The sequence below is a fragment of the Nocardia sp. NPDC023852 genome, from assembly GCF_040639505.1.
Classification (GTDB): domain Bacteria; phylum Actinomycetota; class Actinomycetes; order Mycobacteriales; family Mycobacteriaceae; genus Nocardia.
The window spans coordinates 121,311-142,517 of sequence record NZ_JBFAAB010000010.1; the positions used below are offsets into that span (position 1 = coordinate 121,311).

Consider the following 21,207-nt stretch of genomic DNA (forward strand, 5'->3'; position numbering starts at 1 on the left):
GTGTCTCCGGATCGAGTTGTCCACAGTGCGATCGCTATCAACAGGTTCATTGAATTCGCTGGTCGTGTGGGGCCTTCCGCCGTGCTGTGGCACTACCGTCGCCGCCATGTCACGACAGGACGAACGCGAGCGAGTGCGACGGCGACTGGGCGCCCTGACCGCCCAGATCGGGGCGAGCAGAACGGCCGGTGCGGGCCTCCGCGCGGCCGGTCGGCCCGCCGGGTTGGGGCAATGGGATCTCGAGCAGTTGCCCGCCGACCTGGACCCGGCGGAGGAGAACGAGCGCGAGGTCGGTCGCGTGCGGTCTCCCGGCTGGCTCGAGGAACCGGTTGTCGGCTCGGGCTGGCGGGATCGCCTTGTGCCGGTACGGTTCCGGGGTGTCCGGCTCGATCCGGGCCGTCGCGGTGTGCGCGCGCTGGTGGTGGTCGGGCTGGCCGCGATGGCGGTCGCCGCGGTGGTCGTGTTCCGTGAGCGTCCGATAGCCCAGGCGGTTCCGCCGCTGCCCGCGATACGGTCGACGGCCGCTTCGCGACCTGCCGCGGTTCTGTCGGCGAGCACAGCCGCGCCGCCCGGTGCGTTGCCGGTGCACACTGATCCGGGCCAGTCGGCGACCGAACTGGTCGTCAGCGTCGTCGGCCTGGTCCATCACACCGGTCTGGTCCGGCTGCCCGGGGGATCGCGGGTCGCCGACGCGATCGCCGCGGCAGGCGGACCGACCGACGGCGCCGACACCAGCGGCCTCAACCTCGCCCAGCGTCTGTCGGATGGAGACCAGGTGCTGGTCGGTCGGGTTGCACCGAACCCGGGTCTGCCGCAGCCCGGCAGCTCGACGATCGGCGCGGGCGGTCGCCCACCGTCCGGCTCGTCGTCTTCCTCGGGCCGCCCGTCGGGCCCGGCGGCCAGGGTCGACCTCAATACCGCTTCCGAGACCGAACTCGACGCCCTTCCGGGTGTCGGGCCGGTCACCGCCCGCGCCATCGTCAGCTGGCGTACCACCAATGGTCGCTTCACGTCCGTGGAGCAACTCGGGGAGGTCGAGGGAATCGGCCCCGCCCGGCTTGCCCGGCTGCGCGATCTGGTGACGGTATGAGGTCCGGCTCGAGCGGCGCGATCGGCTCGACGAGCGCAACAGGTGCACGTTCGGAGGGGGACGACGCCACTGCACACGCCGGCGGTCACCGTTCGGCTCGAGACGATCCCGATGCCGCGCAGGTGCTCGATGCCAGGCTATTGCCCGCGGCCCTGTGCTGCTGGGCAGCGACGATCGTGGCGTTGACGGCGGGGTGGAGGACGGGAGTGATGCTGGCCGCCGCATTGGCCGTGTTGGCTATCGGGCTGTGGGTGCTGTTGCTGTGGGCGATCGCGCACCGCGGTGAACGATGGCGGGCCGTGGCGGTGGTGGCACTCGCGGCCGTGGTGCTCGGCGCGGGATTCGCGGCCGCCGCGGCGTGGCGGGCACATCGGGTGGCGACACATCCGCTGCGGGCAGCGTCGGGACAGTCGCTACACGTAGTAGCGACGCCGACCGACGATCCGAAAGCTGTGCGCAGCAAGACATTCGGTGGTGATAAGCAATGGGTGATCCGGGCGGATCTGCGGGAGTACCGGCGCGGCGGCGCGACAGTTCGTGCCGGTGGTGCGGTGGTGGTCCTTGCCACCGGGGAGGAATGGGCCGAGCTGTCGCCCGGCAGGCCGGTCGAGTTCCTGGCGCGGGTGGATCAGCCGCGTCGAGCCGATCTCACCGTCGTGGCGCTGAGCGCGCACGGACCGCCGAAGGTCGTCGGACCGTTGCCGTGGTGGCAGGGCGTCGCGGGCTCGGTGCGTGCCGACTTCGCGGCGGCGGCCGCGCGGGTTCTGCCGGCCGACGCCGCGGGGCTCCTGCCTGCGCTCGTCGTCGGCGACACCTCGGCGCTACCCGCCCAGGTCCGCGACGAGTTCGACGTCGCGGGGATGCAACACCTCTGTGTGGTCAGTGGCGCGAACTTCACCATCCTCTTATCCGTCGTGTTGTTCGCCGTGCGGCTGTTGACACTCGGCCCGCGTACCGCGGCGACTGTCGCGGCGGCGGCGCTGCTCATGTTCGTGGTCGTCGCGCGTCCGGACCCGAGTGTGCTGCGTGCCGGGGCGATGGGTGCGATCACGGTGCTGGCCTTGATCACCGGTCGTCGGAAACAGGCACTGCCCGCGCTGTGCGCCGCGACCATCGCGCTGCTCGCCTTGTGGCCCGGACTCGCCGTGAACGCTGGTTTCGCGCTGTCGGTTGTCGCGACCGCCGGTCTGATTCTGGTGGCGCCCAGCTGGGCCGATTGGTTGCGGGCCAGGGGGTGGTGGCGCGCACCCGCCGAGATCGTCGCGGTGTCCGCGGGAGCGTTCGTGGTCACCGCGCCGATCATGATGGCACTTACAGGGCGGCTCAGCCTCGTTGCCGTCCTCGCCAATGTCCTTGTGGCACCGGTCGTCGCGCCGATCACCGTAATAGGGGCAGGTGGTGCGGTCCTGTCGTGCCTCTGCTCGCCACTCGCCGGTCTCGTTCTACGGTGCGTCGCTCCACCGATGTGGTGGTTGTTGTTCGTCGCCGAACATGCGGCCGCCCTACCCGGGGCGTCTGTCGCGGTGCCGGACGGTGTCGCGGGTGGGCTGATGGCGACCGTCGTCATCGCGACCGCCATCGTGGCGCTGCGCTCGCGTGCCGTGCGTCGAATCGCCGCCGCGGTCGCGCTCGGCGTCGCGGCGATACTGGTCCCGGTCCGCGTCTGGCATCCCGGCTGGCCGCCGAACGGCTGGATCCTCGCGGCTTGCGACGTCGGCCAAGGCGACGGCCTTGCCCTCGCGGTCGGTCCCGGCACCGCCGTGGTGATCGACGTCGGACCCGACCCGGGTCCGATCCGAACCTGTCTGGACCGCCTCCATATCTCGCAGATCCCCCTGCTCATCCTCACCCATCCGCATGCCGACCACATCGGCGGCCTGACCGGCGCCTTGCAGAACCGAGCGGTCGCCGCTATAGCTGTCGGCCTGCACGAACTCGACGGACTCCCACCAGCCATCGCATCCGAACACGCGCACCCGCCCCTTGGGGCCGACGCGAACTGCGAATCAAATAATCCCGCGACACCGTCAGGCGAGCGGAGACATGCGGACGCCTGGCCCAGCCGTGTGCGCGACATCCGCGTGGGCCCCAGAGTTGCGCGGTTCCGAACCGGTGCCGGACACGATAGTGCTGTCGAGGGTAATGCGGGTGCGCGGTTCCGTGCCGGTGGCGGGCGCGCCGCTGAGAGTGACGCGGATGTGCGGTTCCGAACCGGCGACGGGCTCGATAACGCAGTCGAGCGTGACGCGGGTGTGCAGGTACGTACCCACGACAAGACGGCATCCGTGGCCGAGTGGCGACTGTCCGGAGGCGACCGGACCGGCGACGGCGCTTCGGCACGGGCGGACATTCCTTGCCGGCCTGGGGGATACGGGCATGCGCCGACGGTGAATCGGGCCGGCAGCACCGACCCACTGGTGCCGGTCGCGGGTCTGTCGCAGGTCGCGACCGTCGCCAGAAATGCAGGGGTGCCGCTGTTGGAGGTGTCCGCCGGACAGGTGTTGAGTTTCGGCGCGGTCGAACTCGAAGTGCTGGCGCCGAACCTGCGTGGGCCACGGCCCATCCCCGGAGCCGAAGCGGATGACGCGAACGATCGCTCCGTGGTCGTCGCCGCCAGCACTCCCGCTGGTCGCATCCTGCTCACCGGTGATATCGAAGCACCCGCGCAGCGCGCGCTGATGCATGCCGGAATCCCCATCCAGGCCGATATCCTCAAGCTTCCACACCACGGATCACGCACTACCACAAGGGATTTCCTCGACTCTGTGCGTCCCCGCCTCGTTCTCGTCAGTGTCGGCGCAGACAACACTTTCGGCCACCCGAATCCCGCCGTCCTCGCGGAACTGTCGGCTCTCGGCGCGACGGTGGCCCGCACCGACCAGCGTGGCGACATCGTGATCGTCGGCGACGGCCGAAGCCTGGGCATGACGACCTCTCGCTGAGTCACGAGGTCGGAAGGTCCTCATCGAATGGGCGATGCGGCTTGTCGATCGCCCGGGGGCCACTAAGCATGGTGATGCAGTTGGGCCGCTGGTTCGGTGCGCGCGGCTCCGGAGAATTCGCGGCGGTGTAGTTTTTCGGTGTCGTCAGCTGACTTCGGAGTTGGCCGCGGCGGCGACCAAAGCGAGAGCTGCATCGCGGGCGTGCGAGCCTGTGTCGGACGCACGGTGGCATTCGGCGACCGCTGCAGCGCACCGACGGCGGGAGCCGAGGCGATTCGGCGGCTTCAGTCGGCCGACTAGGTGCCGGGCTCCGATTCTCGGTGGGAGATCGTAGGATCAGGCCGTGGGCGAGCGCAGCGAGCGAGCGATGGGCACAGCCGAGTTCTCGGTCATGGTGGAGTCGAGCGCTAGCGAGGTGAAGGCATGAGGGAGCGAACCACCGAGGCATGGCCCTCGGGCGCGGTGGAGTCGGGTATGGGGAAGGCGCTGTGATGAGCGGGCGTCCCGCGCAGTTGCACTTGGCGCTCGGGGAAGAAGAGCTGCTGATCGAGCGCGCGTTGGCGGAGGTTACCGCGCAGGTGCGGGCCTCGGCGCCGGACGGGGACGCGGTGCCGGTGGATCGGCTGCGGGCGGGGGATGCGAGCACTGCCGAGCTGGCCGAACTGCTGAGCCCGTCGCTGTTTGCCGAGGATCGGGTGATCGTTCTCGAGGCGGCGGCCGAGGCGGGCAAAGACGCGGTCGCGGTGATCACCGAGGCGGCCCAGGACCCGCCCGAGGGCGTAGTACTGGTGGTCCTGCACTCCGGGGGCGGGCGGGCAAAGGCTCTGGTGCCCGCGTTGCAGAAGGCTGGAGCCGTCACCCACGACTGCGCGAAGCTGACCAAGGCCGCGCAGCGGATCGAGTTCGTTCGCGGCGAGTTCCGCAACGCCGGTGTCCGGGCGTCGGGCGAAGTCGTGCAGGTCTTGGTGGAAGCGGTGGGCTCGGATTTACGCGAGTTGGCGGCCGCGTGCGCGCAGCTGGCCGCCGACACCGGAGGCAAGATCGATGGCGCGGCCGTGCGTCGCTACTACTCGGGCAAGGCCGAAGTCTCCGGGTTCGATGTGGCCGAACTCGCAGTCGCGGGCGACCGCCCCGGCGCGATGGAGGCACTGCGCTGGGCGAACGACCGTGGCGTGCCGTATGTCCTGCTCGCCGACGCCCTCGCCGATTCGGTGCACACCATCGCGCGGGTCGGCTCGGCAGGCCGCGGCGACCCGTTCAAACTGGCCCAGCAGCTCGGCATGCCGCCATGGAAGGTCAAAAAGGCGCAGGCGCAAGCCCGCAGCTGGACCCCGGCGACTATCGGCTCGGCCCTCCAGGTGGTCGCCACTCTCAACGCCGACGTCAAAGGCGGCGCCGCCGACGCCGGTTACGCCCTCGAACATGCCCTCACCCAGATCCTGGATCTGCATGGCGCAAGCTGACCGAGGTGGATCCATCGGGGACTTCTGAGGTCGTCACCAGTTTCGCCGGTGGGTGCTGATCGCGACGCGCCAGGCCCACAGAGGTAGCCGACTGTCGGCCTTTCCTTCGGCCGTCCCACCTCGACCGTCGCGGTTGCGGTGTGGTGGTGCCGAACAGTGTGCTGGAGCGACACGCCGCGCCGTGCCAGCCGATCGGAGCGGCTTCCGGACTGCCGAGTCGCTGGCGCCGGCGAATCCAATCGGTTCCGCGAACGGACTTGGCTCGCGCCATCGCTTATCCTGCGTCGCCCCACACACCACTGCGTTGTCGCCCGGTTGGCCAGTTGCGCGCTTCAGTCGCCGCTGTCCGCGCCTTCGGTTGTGCGGACTTCCGGACACCTACAGTCTGTTCGCGATTCGCTGCACACCCGTCCCGGTCACGCCGTCGAGCCCAGCTGTGCGCCCGGTCGCCATAAGCAGCAGGTCGCTCAGTGGTCCGCGAATCTCCTCTGTCCCGGCACCTGTCGACCAGTCCGCGTCCGTGGATATCAGCCGAACGCCGTGCACCCGCTTCTCCGCGCCGTAGAACGGGCTGCGCAGCACATGTTCCAGCGCGACGACCGCCTGTTCGGTCGGCATCGCCCGCCCCCGCCCGAGTGGCCGCGCGATGTCCTGTCCATGGATCATGGTGTCCACCAAAGGATCCAGTGGACCGGCTCCCGGCGCCCGCCGCGCCGATCCGGCACCCTCGCGTAATTGCGCGATCAGCTCGGCCGGTGTGTAGCGGGCGGCGTGATCGCGTGCCATCCGCTCGGTCATCCGATTCCAGTTCCCCCGAGCCCGGATCACTCCGGCGATCGTCGGCCAGAAGGTGACCCGGTTGGACAGCGTGACGTGGGCGAGCACGTCGTGTACGGTCCAGCCGGGACACAGGGAGTCGGCCAACCACTCGTGTTCGTCCAGCTCGTCGAGGAATTCGGCGAGCCCGAGCCGTTCGGCCTGGGTCCACGCCATGATTTCGTCCAAGTCCATCGTCGCTCTCCGTGGTCGGTGTTGTCACCGATACAGACGATTCGGCGGACCGGAATTCATCGCCCCGAGCGGTGACGTGGCTACGGGGTCTGGACTAGTGCTGCGGTGGCGCGGCGAACCAAAGGCAGCACCAGCAGCAGCGTCGGAAACGCGATGGGCCAGGACACGGCCCAAGAACGCAGCCACACGCCGACCGCGACACCGTCGCTCATCAGGGTGCTGATCAGCGAAACTATGCAGGTCATCAGGATCGACAGCAGCATGGGCATGAGTACCGCCGCGTCGCGGGCGGACAGCTTGCCGATGATCAGTCGCGCCCTTCGATTTTCAGGTCTCCGAAGGTCACGCTGCGCGTCATCGGGCGGGCGAGCATCTCGTGCGGGAAGCCGAGGTCGAGGGCACTGGCCTGCTCCAGCCGGACGAGCTGGGCCGCGTCGAACTCGACGTCGAGCGCCCCGAGGTTGTCCTCGAGCTGCGCGGCGGTACGCGCGCCGATGATCGGCGACGTGACACCGGGGTTGCGCAGGGTCCAGGCCAACGCGACTTGTGCGGGGGTCGTGCCGATTTCGCCCGCGACCTCCTTCACCACGTCGGCGATGGCGAGGCCGCGTTCGGTGAGCGAGCCGTTGGCGGCGGCCACGTTCTTGCGGCTGCCCTCGGGTGAACTTTCCGCCTCGTGGTCCAGATCGGCGCGGCTGTACTTGCCGGTGAGTACGCCACTGGCCAGCGGCGACCACGGGATCACCCCGAGGCCCAGCTCACGCGCCATCGGGATGAGGTCGCGTTCCACGGTCCGCTCGATCAGGCTGTATTCGATCTGTAGCGCGATCAGCGGCGACCAGCCACGTAGGTCGGCGATGGTCTGCATCCGGGCGACCTGCCAGGCCGGTGCGTCGGAGATGCCCACGTAGAGCACCTTGCCCGTGCGCACCAGATCGTCCATGCCGCGCAGGATTTCCTCGACCGGGGTCAGGAAGTCCCAGGCGTGCAGGTAGAGCAGGTCGATGTAGTCGGTGTTCAGCCTGCGCAGGCTGGCCTCGACCGAGGCGAACATGCTCTTGCGGTGGTTGCCCCCGGAATTCGGGTCGCCCGGGCGGCGCAGCATTGTGTACTTGGTTGCCAGCACCAGGCTTTCGCGGTTGTCCGCGGTGAATTCGCCAAGCAGTTGCTCGGAAGTACCGTTGGTGTACTGGTTGGCCGTGTCGATGAAGTTGCCGCCGCGGTCGACGTAGGTGTCGAAGATCTTGCGTGCCTCGTCCTTGTCGGCGCCCCAGCCCCAGTCGGCGCCGAAGGTCATGGTTCCGAGGGACAGGGGAGACACCCGAAGACCTGAGCGACCGAGCAGCCGATAGGTGTCGAGGGTGCGGGCTCCGGACATGTCCAGCTCCTTGTCGTCGAGATGCTGCGTTGTCGGTACCCAGTCTTCAGCTGCGCGCGGTGCGCGGTAAGGGAGGCTTCTTCCTGGGAAAGCCAGTCCTAGGCAGCCGTAGGATCGACGGTGATGACTGGCACGGTGAATGCGACGGCGCCGCGACCTCAGGCCTGGAGGCGGAAGCTTGCGTAACCACGGAGGGCCGGAGAGCGGCGCAGATTCAACACGGCGCCGCGACCTCAGGCCTGGAGGCGGAAGCTTGCGTAACCACGGAGGGCCGGAGAGCGGCGCAGATTCAACACCGCGCCGCGACCTCAGGCCCGGAGGCGGGGAAGCTTGCGTAACAACGGAGGGCTCGAGAGCGGCGCAGATTCAACACCGCGCCGCAACCTCAGGCCCGGAGGCGGAAGCTTGCGTAACAACGGAGGGGCCGGAAGCGGCGTGGATCGAACACAGGAACTGGCGGCCTTCCTGCGGGCCCGGCGAGAACGCCTGACCCCACGCGACCTCGGATTGCCGCAGCGCAGACAGGCGCGGCGGACGCCGGGACTGCGGCGTGAGGAGGTCGCCGAGCTGGCGGGAGTGAGCACGGACTACATCGTGCGACTCGAACAGGGACGCGGGCTGCGGCCGTCGGCGGAGGTACTCGAGGCGCTGTCACAGGCGCTTCGGCTGAACAGCGACGAGCGCGTCTACCTGTTCGATCTGGCGCTGCAGCGGCTGCCGAACAACGGCAAACCGAGCACGGTGCCCGCGCCGGCGCTGGCCATGCTGGTGCGCGATCTGTCGCCGTTGCCCGCGATGCTGGTGAACCACCGCTACGACATCCTGGCCTGGAACCGGGAGATGGCGCGGCTGATCACCGACTTCGGAGCCCTGCCAGAGCGGCAGCGCAACTCCATGTGGCTGTGCCTGATGGCCCCGGGTATGCGGGAGTTCTACGTCGAACGGGAACGCATCATCCGCGAGGGCATCGCGGATCTGCGCGCGGCGTGGGCCGCCCACCCCGACGACCAGGTGCTGGCCGAGCTGATCGCCGAGTTCACCGCGCACAGCCCTGAGTTCGAACAAGCGTGGGCCCGCCACGACGTCCGGGTGCAGGGGCGCGGGAACAAGCCGCTGCGCCATCCGGTGGTGGGCCCGCTGGTGGTCACTTATGAGGTCCTGATGCCGGTGCAGGATCCGGACCAGAGGATCATCATCTACCGGGCGGCGGACGAGGATTCCCAGACCGCGCTGGATCGGCTGGCCGCCGATCCAGCCGTGACCGGGACTACTCCGCGGAGCTGAGTACCACCAACTCCTCGTCGTCCTCCGCGTCCTCGTAGCGGCCTTCCCACTCCTCGAAGGCGGGCACGTCCTCGTCCCGCGTGACGATCCACTCCAACGAGTAACCGCCGTCATCGTCGGGAACCAGCACATTCTCGATCTTCAAGCCGAATCCGAGCACCTCGGCCGCCCGGATCACATCCGGCAGGTCCTCGGCGCGGACGACGGTCTGATTGGCATACACGGTTACCATGCGCCGAATGGTAGCTGGAACCATAGACTCGGCGCGGGCTGATCCGGAATCCCCTGGAGAGGGCCAGGTGGAACCGAATGGACGAAGGACGGATCCGCCGAACGTCGGCGCCGCGGTCTGGGCACGACAAAAGCCGCCGTGGTCATCGAGGCCACGGCGGCTGCGTCAGAGCGTGGGCGGTATCGGCGTGCGGTACCGGCGCGTCAGAGCTTGTTGAGAGCCAACGCCAGGGCCGATTTCTTGTTGGCGGCCTGGTTGGCGTGGATGACGCCCTTCGAGGCGGCCTTGTCCAGCTTGCGGCTGGCGAACTGCAGACGCTCGATGGCCTGCTCCTTGTCACCGGTGGCCGCGGCCTCCCGGAAGCTGCGGATGGCGGTGCGCAGCGCGGACTTGACCGACTGGTTGCGCTTGCGCGCTTCCTCGTTGGTGCGGATCCGCTTCATCTGGGACTTGATGTTGGCCACGCGTGTTTCCTCGTGTTCCTGTCTGGTGGATGTTTGTCCTGAAAAAGTTCGGGAGCGCGCGACACAACCCCGGGTAAATGGGTAACGCAGCGCCGAAGATCGAGGGTACCAGTCGCCCTTCGGCACACGAAATCGGTGCGTGTCCGACCTGAAGTGCGGATGACCGCTGTGTCCGGAAGGAGTTCCGCCGGGCGGAGGCGAGTGACGTGCGGAACTTTCGGCGCGACCAGCTGGGTCGGGCCGTTGCGTCCGCGATGGGCGGACGGCGCCTATGCGCACTCGGCCCTGGCGTCGCTGCGCAGCAGGGCGTCCAAGCCGGTGTGTTTCCGGCTATCTGTCCCGCGACCGGTCCGCCGAGATCGGCGTAACGGTTGCTGAATAGTCGCTAGCCTGGACGGGGCGTGAACCGACGACTGATGGGGTTACGTCCCGACGGTCAACCCCGACGAACAACATCTCCAGCACTGAACAGCACGTTTCCATGGAGGTCGGCCGCGATTATGCCGATGTTCCGCCTCTGAAGGGCATATTCTCCGTAGGTGGCTCCACCGATCTCGAAGTCGATGTAGAGATCACCAGGCTCGCGTAGCGTCCGGCGAGCAACCGTTGATCTCGAGCGGCTCTGTTGTCGAAGCGGTACCACGGCTCGCAAGAGCACCACGTCTGGAACACGGAAGGTGGACAGATGTCTCCAACGGCTCAGGAAGTCGTGGAAGAGGTTGCCGAGAACAAACCGATTCCCGACAGCAAGAAATGGGGCGCCGAGGCGATCGGCACCTTTGTCCTGGTGATCGGCGGCGTCGGCACGGCGGTGCTGGCGGGGGAGCGGGTCGGCGCGCTCGGGATTGCGCTGGCCTTCGGACTCACGCTGATTTTCCTGGTCTACGCGATCGGGCCGATCTCGGGTTGCCATGTCAACCCGGCGGTCACGATCGGCCAGTTGCTGCTCGGCCGGGTGGGGGCGTTGTCCGCGGCCGGATACGTGATTGCCCAGTTGATCGGCGGTTTCTTGGCCGGCATCGTGTTGTTCGCGCTGGCCAAGAATTTGCCATCCTATGACCGCTCGGTAGACGGGCTCGGTGCGAACGGGTGGGGCGCGCACAGTCCGTCGGCGAAGACCGGGCCGCTCGGTGAGGTGGTCGTGCAGAACGGTTACGGGATGGCCGCCATGATCATCATCGAGGTGATGCTGACGGCACTGCTGGTATTCGTGGTGCTGGCCTCCACCGACCAGATCTCCGACGTACCGCTGGCCGGGCTGTCCATCGGTGTCACGCTGGCGGTGATCCACTTGGTCTCGATACCGGTGGACGGCACCTCGGTCAACCCGGCCCGCAGTCTCGCCGTGGCCCCCTACCAGAACGGTGCGATGGGACAGGTCTGGGCGTTCGTGGTGTTCCCGCTGATCGGCGGCGTGCTCGGCGCGTTGGTGTACGGCCTGCTGTTCGGCCGTTCCCGCGAGATGCTCTCCTGATGGCGTGGCCCCGGGCCGGACAGTGGGCCGTGTCGGTCCGGGCCCCACGTTCCGGAGCGGCTCAGCTCCACCGGTATTCGATCACCAGCCGGTGTGCGACCAAGTCGAAGGTCTTGCGTGGCAGGATCGCTCCCTCGCGGCGGATGCTCGCCTCCGGCACGTCGAGTACCCGGTCGAGCCGGACCCAGCTGGGCCGTGCGTCGTGGTCCCAGGACCCGCTGCCGATGCCGATCCAGTTGTGGTCGTACGCGCGTTCGGGATTCGACGACAGCATCAGGCCCAGCAGCGTGCGGCGGTCGCGGCCGACCACCAGCACCGGCCGGTCCTTGCCGTTGCTCGGATCCTCCTCGAAGGGCACCCAGGTCCAGACGATCTCGCCCGGATCGGCCCGTCCGTCCAGCTGCGGCGAATAAACGATCTGTCGTGCCCGCTCGGCCGTCGGGACCGGTGTCGACGCGGCAGGACGCACGGACACGCCGCTGGGCGCGCGACGCTGCGCCAGCGTCCCCACCAGTCGTTCCACCAGCTTGGGTCCCTGCTGCTTGACGATCTTGGGCCCCTGCTCCTTCGCGAGGAGACCGAGTTGCTTGCCGAGAGAGTTCCAACTTCGGGCCATCCCTGGAGAATAACGGCGCGTCCGCCTCTTCTCATCCGCGCCCGATTCGCCGTGTCGCCGAGGTTATCCGCGATCTGGGCGGCGCATGATTTCGGAGTGCGGCGGGAACCGGGGGCAAGCCACGAGATTCGCGGCCCCGTCGGGTGCGAGTCTCGCCAGCTCGGACGCGAGCCATCGAGGCGCGAACACGCAGCGCCGCAGGCGCTGTAAAACCAACACAGCACCACTGGCGGAGCCTTCGCACTGCTCATGGGACGATAGACGGCAGTTTGCCGATACCCATGAGGAGTGGAGTGCCCGCCAGCTTCGCCGACACGACTTTCACCGATCCCACCCGGATCCGGAACTTCTGCATCATCGCGCACATCGACCACGGCAAGTCGACGCTGGCCGACCGGATGCTGCAACTGACCGGTGTGGTCGAGGAGCGGCAGATGCGCGCTCAGTATCTGGACCGGATGGATATCGAGCGCGAACGCGGCATCACGATCAAGGCCCAGAACGTGCGGCTGCCCTGGAACCCCCGGACGGGGGAAAGCGTGGGCACCGATTTCGTACTTCATCTCATCGACACTCCCGGCCACGTGGACTTCACCTACGAGGTGTCGCGTGCGCTCGAGGCATGTGAGGGCGCGATCCTGCTGGTCGACGCCGCGCAGGGCATCGAGGCACAGACGCTGGCCAACCTGTACCTGGCGCTGGACAAGGATCTGACGGTCATCCCGGTCCTGAACAAGATCGACCTGCCCGCCGCCGACCCGGAGCGCTATGCCGCCGAGCTGGCCCACATCGTGGGTTGTGAGCCGTCGGACGTGCTGCGCGTATCCGGCAAGACCGGTGAGGGCGTGGCCGACCTGCTCGACCAGGTGATCGCCCAGGTGCCGCCGCCGGTCGGCGACGCCGGCGCGCCCGCCCGCGCGATGATCTTCGACTCGGTCTACGACACCTACCGTGGCGTGGTCACCTACGTCCGCGTGGTGGACGGCAAGCTGACCCCGCGCGAGAAGATCAAGATGATGTCTACCGGCGCCACGCACGAGCTCCTGGAGATCGGCATCGTCTCTCCGGAGCCCAAGCCGACTCAGGGGCTCGGCGTCGGCGAGGTCGGCTACCTGATCACCGGCGTGAAGGACGTGCGTCAGTCGAAGGTCGGCGACACGGTGACCGGCGCGCGCGGCGGCGCGACCGAACCGCTCACCGGGTACCGCGAGCCGCGCCCGATGGTGTACTCCGGCCTCTACCCGGTGGACGGCTCCGACTACCCGGACCTGCGTGATGCCTTGGAGAAGCTCCAGCTCAACGACGCCGCGCTGACCTACACCCCGGAGACATCGGTCGCGCTCGGGTTCGGTTTCCGCTGCGGCTTCCTCGGACTGTTGCACATGGAGATCACCCGTGAGCGGTTGCAGCGCGAATTCGACCTGGATCTGATCTCGACCGCGCCGAACGTGGTGTACCGGGTGGAGATGGAAGACGGTGCCGAACAGGTTGTCACCAATCCCTCTTATTGGCCGGAAGGCAAGGTGCGCAACGTTTACGAGCCGATCGTGAAGTGCACCATCATCTCCCCGAGCGAGTTCATCGGCTCGATCATGGAGTTGTGCCAGTCCCGCCGCGGCGAGCTCGGCGGCATGGACTACCTGTCCGAGACCCGCGTCGAGCTGCGCTACACCATGCCGATGGCCGAGATCATCTTCGACTTCTTCGACTCGCTGAAGTCGCGCACCCGCGGGTACGCGAGTCTCGATTACGAAGAGGCCGGTGAGCAGGAGTCGCAGCTGGTGAAGGTGGACATCCTGTTGCAGGGCGAGGCGGTGGACGCGTTCAGCGCGATCGTGCACAAGGACGCCGCCCAAGCCTACGGCCACAAGATGACCACCAAGTTGCGCGAGCTGATCCCACGCCAGCAGTTCGAGGTGCCGATCCAGGCCGCGATCGGCTCGAAGATCATCGCGCGCGAGAACATCCGGGCCATCCGCAAGGACGTGCTCGCGAAGTGCTACGGCGGTGACATCAGCCGTAAGCGCAAGCTGCTGGAGAAGCAGAAGGAAGGCAAGAAGCGGATGAAGACGATCGGCCGCGTCGAGGTCCCGCAGGAAGCCTTCGTGGCCGCGCTGTCCTCGGATGCCGCCTCCGACAAACCGAAGGACAAAAAATAGCGCCGGCCTGGCTCGCGTAGACGCACGCGCAAGTCTGTGCCCCCCAGCGGGCTTTCGTCGAGTTCGGCTGTGCCGGAATGCAATTCGGTCTGCTGACGGACCAGGGCGAGCCCCAGGCCGGAGCCGGGGGAGCCGGGCCCCTGACGAAGCGGTCGAAGGCGGCGGCGCACACGGCGTCCGGGACGCCGCGACCGTCGTCATCGACGTCCGGGTGGAGCGATCAACCTGCCGGGCGCCGACGCGTCCGGCCGGATGCGGACGACGACCTCGCAGGGAGCGGCGGGCTGGAGCCGCTGCGCGGCGGCCGCCGTGGCCACCGGCGGTCAGCGCGGCGGCAACGCAGGCTCCGGTGACGACGACGGCAATGCGCGCCCGAGGGCGCCCGGTAGATGTGGCCGTGGTGCTGTCTCCTTCGCGATGCTGCCGACCCTGTGGTTCGGCGAATTCGACAGTCGCGAGCGGATCTTCAGCACTCCTCAGACTGCTGTGAGAAATTTGTTAGTTCTCGCCTATTCGGCGGGTGGATGGTCGAAGCAACCACCGGAAAGTACCGGGCACCTGGCAACGGTGTGTTTTCGAGACTGCGTCCAGTCCGTAAAGCCACCCGAAATAGGGCTTTCGTTCCTGAAACGCTGATGGCAAGGTCGTGTTGCTCGCCACGGTCATATTCTCTACAGTCCTGAAGAATGTGACAGGCGAGTATTCCCGAAATATTGTTAGGTGATCTTCACTCGGTCGGTCCGGCGCGGTGGGGATGCTGGACACTCGAGAGTGGAGTTTCTATGACGCGTGATCTGCCCTTCGACGACGACACCGAAGCGGCCGAACGCGCGGGTGACACCGCCTATCGTGTGGCAACCGGCGTCGCGCGGGTCGCGCGTGCCGGTGCGTATGTCACGGGCGGCGCTCTCGTGGCCGCGAACGGCGGTGGTGTTCCCGCGCAGCCGGGCGAGTCCCGGCTCGACAGCTGGAACACCGGCTGGGCGCACAACAGCGACCCCGATCCCGACGAGCCGAGCCCGGTGATCACCTTCCCGGACCCTGTGGTGGAGCCCGCGCCGTTCGCACCGCCGCATCCACCGATCGCCCCTGTCGCGCAAGGAGCGGGTGCACCGGGCTTCACACTGCATGTTGATGTTCACGTCGACGTCCGCGTTGGCGGTACCGGTAGCGCGCCGATGTCCACGTTCGACGGCGATTACAGCGGAACCGACGCGGGCGTGCCGATGCAGACCCCGCTGGGCGCCGACGATGGCGGGCACGGAACACAGGTGCCCGGATCGTCCGGTGCCGGAATCCCGGGACTGGGCGGAATCCCCGGTGTGCCGGGCATACATCCTGCACCGGGCATCCCTGGTATGCCCGGTATGTCGGGTCTCCCTGGTATGTCGGGTCTCCCTGGTATGTCGGGTCTCCCTGGTATGTCGGGTCTCCCCGGTGTGCCGGGTCTCCCTGGTATTCCCGGCATCGCCGGTCACAACGCCGCGCTGCCGATCGCCGGGCGGGGCGGCTTTGTGTCCGACGAACTGTCGACGCTCGAAGCCGCCCACACCGAACCGTCCGGTGATGCCGACCTTCCCGGCGGCCACGGCTTCGGTCTGCCCGGCCACGGACTCGGCCAGGCCGGGCACGGCTTCGGCTTGCCCGGCACGAACGGCTTCGCCGCGCCCGGCTCCACGATCTTCGACCTTCCGGGCAGCAACGGCCTCGGTGCGACGCCGACGGCGGCAGATCCGTTCGACGGCATCGGCGTGGGCGGCGATCAGCTCGGGGTTTTCGTCGGCACACAGTGGTCGGTCGACTTCGGGCTCGGCGGCCAGAACGGGGTCTACTTCACCTCGGAGCTGGAGGTCGATGTCGCGGTCGGCCAGGTTGGGGACCAGCTCGACGATTACACCGACTGGCTCTCGGACGGCATGCACGTGCCGTACGGCACCGATCGCACGGTCACCGAGGCGCAATCGCCAGGCCAGGGAAATCCTGGTCTCGCCGGCGGCGTCACGATGCCCCCCGCCGGCACGTCCGCCGGGCAGTTCTCGGCGGCGACCGGGGCGGCCCAGCCGCTGGCGACCTCGATGCCGATCGCCGCCGGATCCGCTCCGACCGCGTCGGTGGTGCCCGTCGGCCCCGTCGCCCCGGTGGCCCCGGCCCAGGCCGCGTCCGCGGCCGCTCCGGTCGTCGCGGCCACCCCGTTGCAGACCACCATTCAGCCGGACGCCGCCTCCACACCGATCGCGAATGTGCTTGCCGCGTCAGAGGGGCCGTCGGTGCTGACGGCTCCGGCCGCGGCCGTCCCCGCGCTGTTCGACGCGGTGCGGCCGACGCCTGTGGTGAAACCGGCGCCGGTGACCGATTCGCATCCGTCCGACCCGACCCAGTCGCCCATCATGACGGTGACCACGCCGACGACGATCATCAAGACCACGCCGACGCCGGTCATCTCCGGCCACGTCACCACGCCGCCGACCATCCCGTCCGTGCCGACAACGCCGGACGACGACATCACCAGAATCCCGGGCGCGGGCACCATCACGGTGCCGAACGGCGGTGTCACCGGTCCGGACGTGACGATTACCAAGCCGCCCGGCGCGACGATCACCCACACGCCGGTGCACCCGACGTCTACGCCGGACGACGACGTGACGACCCCGGGTGGCACGGGCCGCCCGAGCACCGGAGCGGGTACCTCGCACACCCAGCCGACCGACGACCTGCCGACCAACGACCTGCCGACCGTATCCCGTCCGTCCGAGCCCACGTATTCCGCGCCGGAGCAGCCGACCGTCGCGCCGACCTACAGTGCGCCCGCTCACCCGCACACGGTCGACATCGATCCGCCCACCCCGGTCGCGCCCACCCACATCGCTCCCGCGCCGACCCACGTACCCGCTCCGCTCAAGCCACCGGTCATCGACCCCAAGCCGCACGGGATTTCCGCTCCGCTCGCGGTTGACCATCCCGCCGATCCCGTTTACGCCCCGCTCCCGATCGCCGACCACACGTTCGCCGACCACTCGGTGCTCGCCATGGTCTCAGGCGGCAGCCTGTCCGGTGCACTGCTGCCGGAGACGACCATGACCGAGACACACCACATGACGTTCGGTGGGCTGGACTTCCCGCTCATGTAGCGGGGCTGAAAGATTGGACGACTGCGGAGTATTCGCAGGGGGTATATCGATCAAGAGTCACCGAGAGTAAGGAGCAGGGTTGTCTGCCGCTGCCGGGCTGAAGGCCGCGACGGTGAAACATCCGGACGCGATGGCCCCGCTCATCCGAATACTCGACGAGCTGCGGGAGACGGCCCGATTCGCGGGACGTGACGACCTGGGCAGTCGGCTGAACATGGTCCACGCCAGGGTGACCGATCCGCGAGTACGGCTCGTGGTCGTCGGCGAGCCGAAAAATGGCATGAGCACGCTGGTCAACAGCTTGGTCGGCGCGTCGGTCAGCGCGACGAACAGCGATCTGAGCGTCCCGGTGATCGTCGAGTACGGTCCAGAGCCGACCGCGACGCTGGTGCGTCAGACCGAGTCGGGCCGCACCGAGCGTCATTCCGTCGATCCGCTCGATCCGGGCCCGGCGCTGGCCACCCAGGGCGTCGTACGGGCTGAATTCACCCATCCGAGCCCGCTGCTCGCCGACGGCGTCGTCGTCATGGACGCGCCGGGCGCGCTCGGCGACAACCGCACCACTTGGTCTATGATCGCTGCCGCCGACGCCGTGCTCTACGTCGGCGACGCGGGCGCCGAGCTGACCATGGAGCAGATCGCCCAGCTGCAACGCATCCAGCAGATCTGCCCCACCGTGGTGTGCGTGCTGAACAAGATCGACCTGCACCCGAACTGGTCGCACATCCAGCAGCGGAACCGAGAACTGCTCGACGCGGCGGGTCTGGGTTTCGCGGTGGCGCCGGTGTCGGCGGCGCTGCACCGGCAGGCGGGGTTGTCGGGCGACCATCAGCGCGACATCGAATCCGGTGTCCCACAACTGATCGAGCACCTGCGCGACTATGTGGTCACACGCGCCGACGCGGTCGCGCTGGAAGCAGCGGTGCAGGACATCCACCTGGTCGGCGACCACCTCGCGGTGACGTTGCGGACCGAGTCCGAGGCGCTGCGCGATACGCGGCGCAGGGCCGAGCTCACCGGCCAGCTCGTCCGTGCCCGCGACGAGGCCGATCAGCTGCGGCAGCGCACGGCGAGCTGGCAGGTCGCCCTGGTCGATGGCAGTACGGAACTGATGGCCGATATCGAGCACGATCTGCGGCACCGACTGCGCAGCCTGATCCGCGACGCGGAGGCCGAGATTGCCAAGTCCGATCCGGCTCGCCGATGGCGGGACTTCGGCGACGACCTGGACACACGGATCTGCCAAGCGGTGGAGGAGAACTTCGCCGTAGCGCACTACCGCTCCATGGAGCTGAGCGAGCAGGTTGCCGCGAAGTTCCCGGCCGACAACCACACCGCGCCACTGCTCGACCTGCGTCTGGCCGACCCGGAAGAGGTGCTTCGACACGTGCAGCCGCTGGAACCGCTGGAGAGTGCGAAAGCCGGTGTCACCCAGCAGTTCCTGACCGGTTTGCGTGGGTCCTACGGCGGCATCCTGATGGTCGGGCTCGCCACCAGCTTGCTCGGCATGTCGCTGGTGAACTGGTACTCGGCGGGCGCGGGCGTGCTGCTCGGCGTCAACGCGCTGTGGGACGACCGCAAGAACCGCAAGCTGCGCAGGCGCGCCGAGGCGAAGGTCGCGGTCGCCCGGCTGATGGACGATGTGATCTTCCAGGTCGGAAAGGAGTCGCGCAACCGCTTGCGCGGCATGCAGCGGGTGTTGCGCGACTACTTCACCGACATCGCGACGGAGGCGTCGCGCCGCGCGGACGAGGCGTTGCGCGTCGCGGAGGAGGCCTACGGGAAGTACGGCGATCGCAGGGAGGAGCGAATCGCCGACCTCGACGCGAGGCTCCGCAAGCTGCGTGTGCTCCGTGCGGAGGCCGACGGCCTCGTCGCCGAGTAAGCAGCCATCGGCCGGAGGGTCGGTCAGACCGGATGGCCCTGTGGCGCGTGCGCGGGCTGGAATTGGCCCGCGTGCCGGGATTCCTCAGCCCTGATCACATGTGTCAGGGCGTTGATCAGCGCCAGGTGGGTGAACGCTTGCGGGAAGTTGCCGAGGTGGCGGCCGCTGCGTGGATCGATCTCCTCGGCGTAGAGGCGCAGCGGGCTGGCAAAGCCGAGCAGCCGCTCGCACAGATGCCTGGCACGCTGAAGCTCGCCGATCTCCACCAGCGCGGACACCAGCCAGAACGAGCAGATCGTGAAAGCTCCTTCCGCTCCGGTCAATCCGTCGTCAGTGGTTTCGGTCCGGTACCGCAGTACCAAGCCGTTCTCGGTGAGCCGATCGGCGATGGACAGCACCGTGGCGCGCACCCGATGATCCTCCGGCGGCAGGAAGCGGGTGAGCACCACCAACAGCAGTGAGGCGTCCAGAGTGTTGCCGCCATAGGTCTGGGTGAACACTCCTTCGGAGTTCACGCCGTTGGCGAGGACGTCGTCCTTGATCTCGTCGGCGATGGTGTGCCACTCGGTGGCGTGCTCGTACTGGCCGTGCAGTTCGGCGAGTTTCGCGCCGCGGTCCAATGCCACCCAGCACATCACCTTGGAGGAGGTGAAGTGCTGCGGTTCGCCCCGGATCTCCCAGATGCCGCGATCGGGTTCCCTCCAGTACGCGATGGCCGCGTGCACCTGCCGAACCAGGAACGGCCACAACGTCTCCGGTACCTGCTGGCGCGACTTCACGTGCAGGTACACCGCGTCGAGCATGGTGCCCCAGATGTCGTGCTGGTCCTGGTTGTAGGCGCCGTTGCCGATCCGCACCGGCCGGGCGTTGTCGTAACCGCCGAGGTGGTCGAGGATGCTCTCGGTGATATCGCGCTCGCCGCCGATGCCGTAGAGCACCTGCAGCGGGACGGGTTCGCCGTTCTCGCCGGTGGTCGCGTCGTTGAGGAAGGCGAAGAAGTCGTCGGCCTCGCGGTCGAGACCTAGCGTGTACAAGCCCCACAGCGCGAAGCTGGCGTCCCGCACCCAGGTGTAGCGGTAGTCCCAATTGCGTTGTCCGCAAGGTGTTTCCGGTAGTGAGGTGGTCGCCGCCGCGAGCAGTGCTCCGGTCGGAGCGTAGGTGAGGCCCTTGAGTGTGAGCGCGCTGCGTTGTAAGTAGTCGCGCCATGGATGATCCGGGAAGTTGCCGAGCGTAATCCACTGGCGCCAGCACTCGGTGGTCTGCCACATCCGCTGTGCGGCCTCCTCGAAGGTGCGCGGCGCGGGCAGATCCGACCAGGTGAGCGCGACGAAAACCTCGTCGCCCTCCCTCATCCTGGTGCGGGCGCGCGCCTCCCTGCCCTCCAGACCGAGGCGCAGATCGGTGGTGAGCACCAGGCTCGGGCCCGCGCTGGGGTCGTCGCTGCGGACCGCGGTCGCCTCCTCGTACACCTTGCCGGTGTATTCCCAGCGGGCGGTGGCGCGGTGGTACTCGAATGCGGGCTCACAGCTCATCTCGAGTTCTACCGTGCCGCTCACGCATTTCACCGTGCGCAGCAGCAAGTGCTCGGCATCCCAGTCCATCGGCGTGCGCCGGTGCGTCTTGCTGCGCTGATTGTTGTTGTGCCAGGGCCCGAGCGCCAGCGCGTCGCGCACGATCAGCCATCCGGTGTCGGTCTGCCAGGTGGTCTCCAGGATCATCCCGCCGGGCAGGTAGCGGCGGGCGGCGGGGACGCTGACGCCGTAGGGCCCGATCCGGAAGTGCCCGGCGCTGCGGTCCAGCATCGCGCCGAAGACGCTCGGCGAATCCGGCCGTGGCACGCACATCCATTCGACCGCGCCGTTGCTGGCGACCAGACAGCAGGTCTCGCAGTCGGACAAGAAGGCGTAGTCGTCGATCGGGGGATAGGCGCCGTAGCGCCGCGTTTCGATCAACGAAGTCGGCACCGGGAGGTCGTACGGTTCGTCGACGGTGAGATCATCGGAGGACGCCATACCCCATCTTCGGACCGATCCGCCCTGTCGTCTACTGCTACGGCGTCTTGTCGGTCCCGGGGTGGTCGG

At 68.1% G+C, this 21,207-nt stretch carries 15 protein-coding genes and 1 pseudogene; 8 read left to right on the forward strand and 8 right to left on the reverse strand.

The genetic code is table 11. The features are described 5' to 3' along the window. Nucleotides 1-106 precede the first annotated feature (106 nt). The 3 genes from AB0H00_RS16300 to holA all read left to right on the forward strand — a co-directional run bounded on the left by AB0H00_RS16300 (nt 107) and on the right by holA (nt 5,495). The gene (locus tag AB0H00_RS16300) at nt 107-1,090 is read left to right on the forward strand and encodes a helix-hairpin-helix domain-containing protein (protein WP_357266431.1); all 984 of its coding nucleotides are present in this window, start codon (nt 107-109) and stop codon (nt 1,088-1,090) included. Then, the gene (locus AB0H00_RS16305) at nt 1,087-4,032 is read left to right on the forward strand and encodes a ComEC/Rec2 family competence protein (RefSeq protein ID WP_357266433.1); all 2,946 of its coding nucleotides are present in this window, start codon (nt 1,087-1,089) and stop codon (nt 4,030-4,032) included. The genes AB0H00_RS16300 and AB0H00_RS16305 overlap by 4 nt, the downstream gene beginning before the upstream one ends. 491 nt (nt 4,033-4,523) lie before the next feature. Further along, the gene (gene holA / locus AB0H00_RS16310) at nt 4,524-5,495 is read left to right on the forward strand and encodes a DNA polymerase III subunit delta (RefSeq protein WP_357266435.1); all 972 of its coding nucleotides are present in this window, start codon (nt 4,524-4,526) and stop codon (nt 5,493-5,495) included. 378 nt (nt 5,496-5,873) lie between these two features. On the opposite strand, the gene AB0H00_RS16315 is transcribed toward holA, so the two are convergent. The 3 genes from AB0H00_RS16315 to AB0H00_RS16325 all read right to left on the reverse strand — a co-directional run bounded on the left by AB0H00_RS16315 (nt 5,874) and on the right by AB0H00_RS16325 (nt 7,884). After that, nucleotides 5,874-6,506 carry a maleylpyruvate isomerase family mycothiol-dependent enzyme gene (locus AB0H00_RS16315; RefSeq protein WP_357266437.1) on the reverse strand — a complete coding sequence of 211 codons (633 nt, stop codon included), beginning with the start codon at nt 6,504-6,506 and terminating at the stop codon, nt 5,874-5,876. 80 nt (nt 6,507-6,586) lie between these two features. Then, on the reverse strand, nt 6,587-6,775 hold the full coding sequence (locus tag AB0H00_RS16320; protein WP_357266439.1) for a DUF2798 domain-containing protein: 189 nt from the start codon (nt 6,773-6,775) through the stop codon (nt 6,587-6,589). A 38-nt stretch (nt 6,776-6,813) separates the two neighbouring features. Next, on the reverse strand, nt 6,814-7,884 hold the full coding sequence (locus AB0H00_RS16325) for an aldo/keto reductase (protein WP_357266441.1): 1,071 nt from the start codon (nt 7,882-7,884) through the stop codon (nt 6,814-6,816). 435 nt (nt 7,885-8,319) lie between these two features. On the opposite strand from AB0H00_RS16325, the gene AB0H00_RS16330 reads away from it, so the two are divergent. Beyond that, complete coding sequence (locus AB0H00_RS16330; protein WP_357266442.1) at nt 8,320-9,168, forward strand: helix-turn-helix transcriptional regulator; 849 nt, start codon at nt 8,320-8,322, stop codon at nt 9,166-9,168. Here AB0H00_RS16330 and AB0H00_RS16335 read toward each other — a convergent pair. Together AB0H00_RS16335 and rpsT are read right to left on the reverse strand one after the other, a co-directional pair. Then, nucleotides 9,152-9,400 carry a hypothetical protein gene (locus tag AB0H00_RS16335; protein ID WP_357266444.1) on the reverse strand — a complete coding sequence of 83 codons (249 nt, stop codon included), beginning with the start codon at nt 9,398-9,400 and terminating at the stop codon, nt 9,152-9,154. The genes AB0H00_RS16330 and AB0H00_RS16335 overlap by 17 nt on opposite strands. Before the next feature lie 203 nt (nt 9,401-9,603). Further along, nucleotides 9,604-9,864, reverse strand: a complete 261-nt coding sequence (rpsT, locus tag AB0H00_RS16340) for a 30S ribosomal protein S20 (protein WP_357266447.1) — start codon at nt 9,862-9,864, stop codon at nt 9,604-9,606. A gap of 685 nt (nt 9,865-10,549) precedes the next feature. Here rpsT and AB0H00_RS16345 point away from each other — a divergent pair. After that, entirely contained in the window at nt 10,550-11,338 is a 789-nt protein-coding gene (locus AB0H00_RS16345) for an aquaporin (protein WP_357266449.1), read from the forward strand. Nucleotides 11,339-11,399: 61 nt separating this feature from the next. Here AB0H00_RS16345 and AB0H00_RS16350 read toward each other — a convergent pair whose 3' ends face one another. Next, entirely contained in the window at nt 11,400-11,954 is a 555-nt protein-coding gene (locus AB0H00_RS16350) for a type II toxin-antitoxin system PemK/MazF family toxin (protein WP_357266452.1), read from the reverse strand. A 281-nt stretch (nt 11,955-12,235) separates the two neighbouring features. On the opposite strand from AB0H00_RS16350, the gene lepA reads away from it, so the two are divergent. Continuing rightward, nucleotides 12,236-14,113, forward strand: coding sequence for a translation elongation factor 4 (lepA, locus tag AB0H00_RS16355; RefSeq protein ID WP_357266455.1), 1,878 nt, complete (start codon nt 12,236-12,238; stop codon nt 14,111-14,113). Between the two features lie 17 nt (nt 14,114-14,130). Here lepA and AB0H00_RS16360 read toward each other — a convergent pair. Further along, nucleotides 14,131-14,318 (reverse strand): annotated as a pseudogene (locus tag AB0H00_RS16360) (ATP-binding protein); the annotation flags it as partial. A 577-nt stretch (nt 14,319-14,895) separates the two neighbouring features. Between AB0H00_RS16360 and AB0H00_RS16365 the strand changes: the two are divergent. Both AB0H00_RS16365 and AB0H00_RS16370 read left to right on the forward strand, forming a co-directional pair. After that, the gene (locus tag AB0H00_RS16365) at nt 14,896-17,241 is read left to right on the forward strand and encodes a hypothetical protein (protein ID WP_357266458.1); all 2,346 of its coding nucleotides are present in this window, start codon (nt 14,896-14,898) and stop codon (nt 17,239-17,241) included. A 79-nt stretch (nt 17,242-17,320) separates the two neighbouring features. Further along, on the forward strand, nt 17,321-19,126 hold the full coding sequence (locus AB0H00_RS16370; protein ID WP_357266461.1) for a dynamin family protein: 1,806 nt from the start codon (nt 17,321-17,323) through the stop codon (nt 19,124-19,126). 23 nt (nt 19,127-19,149) lie between these two features. On the opposite strand, the gene AB0H00_RS16375 is transcribed toward AB0H00_RS16370, so the two are convergent. Continuing rightward, nucleotides 19,150-21,138: a glycoside hydrolase family 15 protein gene (locus AB0H00_RS16375; RefSeq protein ID WP_357266464.1), complete on the reverse strand. Its 1,989-nt coding sequence runs from the start codon at nt 21,136-21,138 to the stop codon at nt 19,150-19,152. Nucleotides 21,139-21,207 lie beyond the last annotated feature (69 nt).

What these genes read in the sequence shown, in the direction of transcription:
- AB0H00_RS16325 (WP_357266441.1), bottom strand. Translation starts at nt 7,884, where the DNA reads ATGTCCGGAGCCCGCACCCTCGACACCTATCGGCTGCTCGGTCGCTCA.
- AB0H00_RS16365 (WP_357266458.1), top strand. Translation starts at nt 14,896, where the DNA reads ATGACGCGTGATCTGCCCTTCGACGACGACACCGAAGCGGCCGAACGC.
- AB0H00_RS16335 (WP_357266444.1), bottom strand. Translation starts at nt 9,400, where the DNA reads ATGGTAACCGTGTATGCCAATCAGACCGTCGTCCGCGCCGAGGACCTG.
- lepA (WP_357266455.1), top strand. Translation starts at nt 12,236, where the DNA reads ATGAGGAGTGGAGTGCCCGCCAGCTTCGCCGACACGACTTTCACCGAT.
- AB0H00_RS16350 (WP_357266452.1), bottom strand. Translation starts at nt 11,954, where the DNA reads ATGGCCCGAAGTTGGAACTCTCTCGGCAAGCAACTCGGTCTCCTCGCG.
- AB0H00_RS16315 (WP_357266437.1), bottom strand. Translation starts at nt 6,506, where the DNA reads ATGGACTTGGACGAAATCATGGCGTGGACCCAGGCCGAACGGCTCGGG.
- AB0H00_RS16320 (WP_357266439.1), bottom strand. Translation starts at nt 6,775, where the DNA reads ATGCCCATGCTGCTGTCGATCCTGATGACCTGCATAGTTTCGCTGATC.
- AB0H00_RS16345 (WP_357266449.1), top strand. Translation starts at nt 10,550, where the DNA reads ATGTCTCCAACGGCTCAGGAAGTCGTGGAAGAGGTTGCCGAGAACAAA.
- AB0H00_RS16305 (WP_357266433.1), top strand. Translation starts at nt 1,087, where the DNA reads ATGAGGTCCGGCTCGAGCGGCGCGATCGGCTCGACGAGCGCAACAGGT.
- holA (WP_357266435.1), top strand. Translation starts at nt 4,524, where the DNA reads ATGAGCGGGCGTCCCGCGCAGTTGCACTTGGCGCTCGGGGAAGAAGAG.
- AB0H00_RS16375 (WP_357266464.1), bottom strand. Translation starts at nt 21,138, where the DNA reads ATGGCGTCCTCCGATGATCTCACCGTCGACGAACCGTACGACCTCCCG.
- AB0H00_RS16300 (WP_357266431.1), top strand. Translation starts at nt 107, where the DNA reads ATGTCACGACAGGACGAACGCGAGCGAGTGCGACGGCGACTGGGCGCC.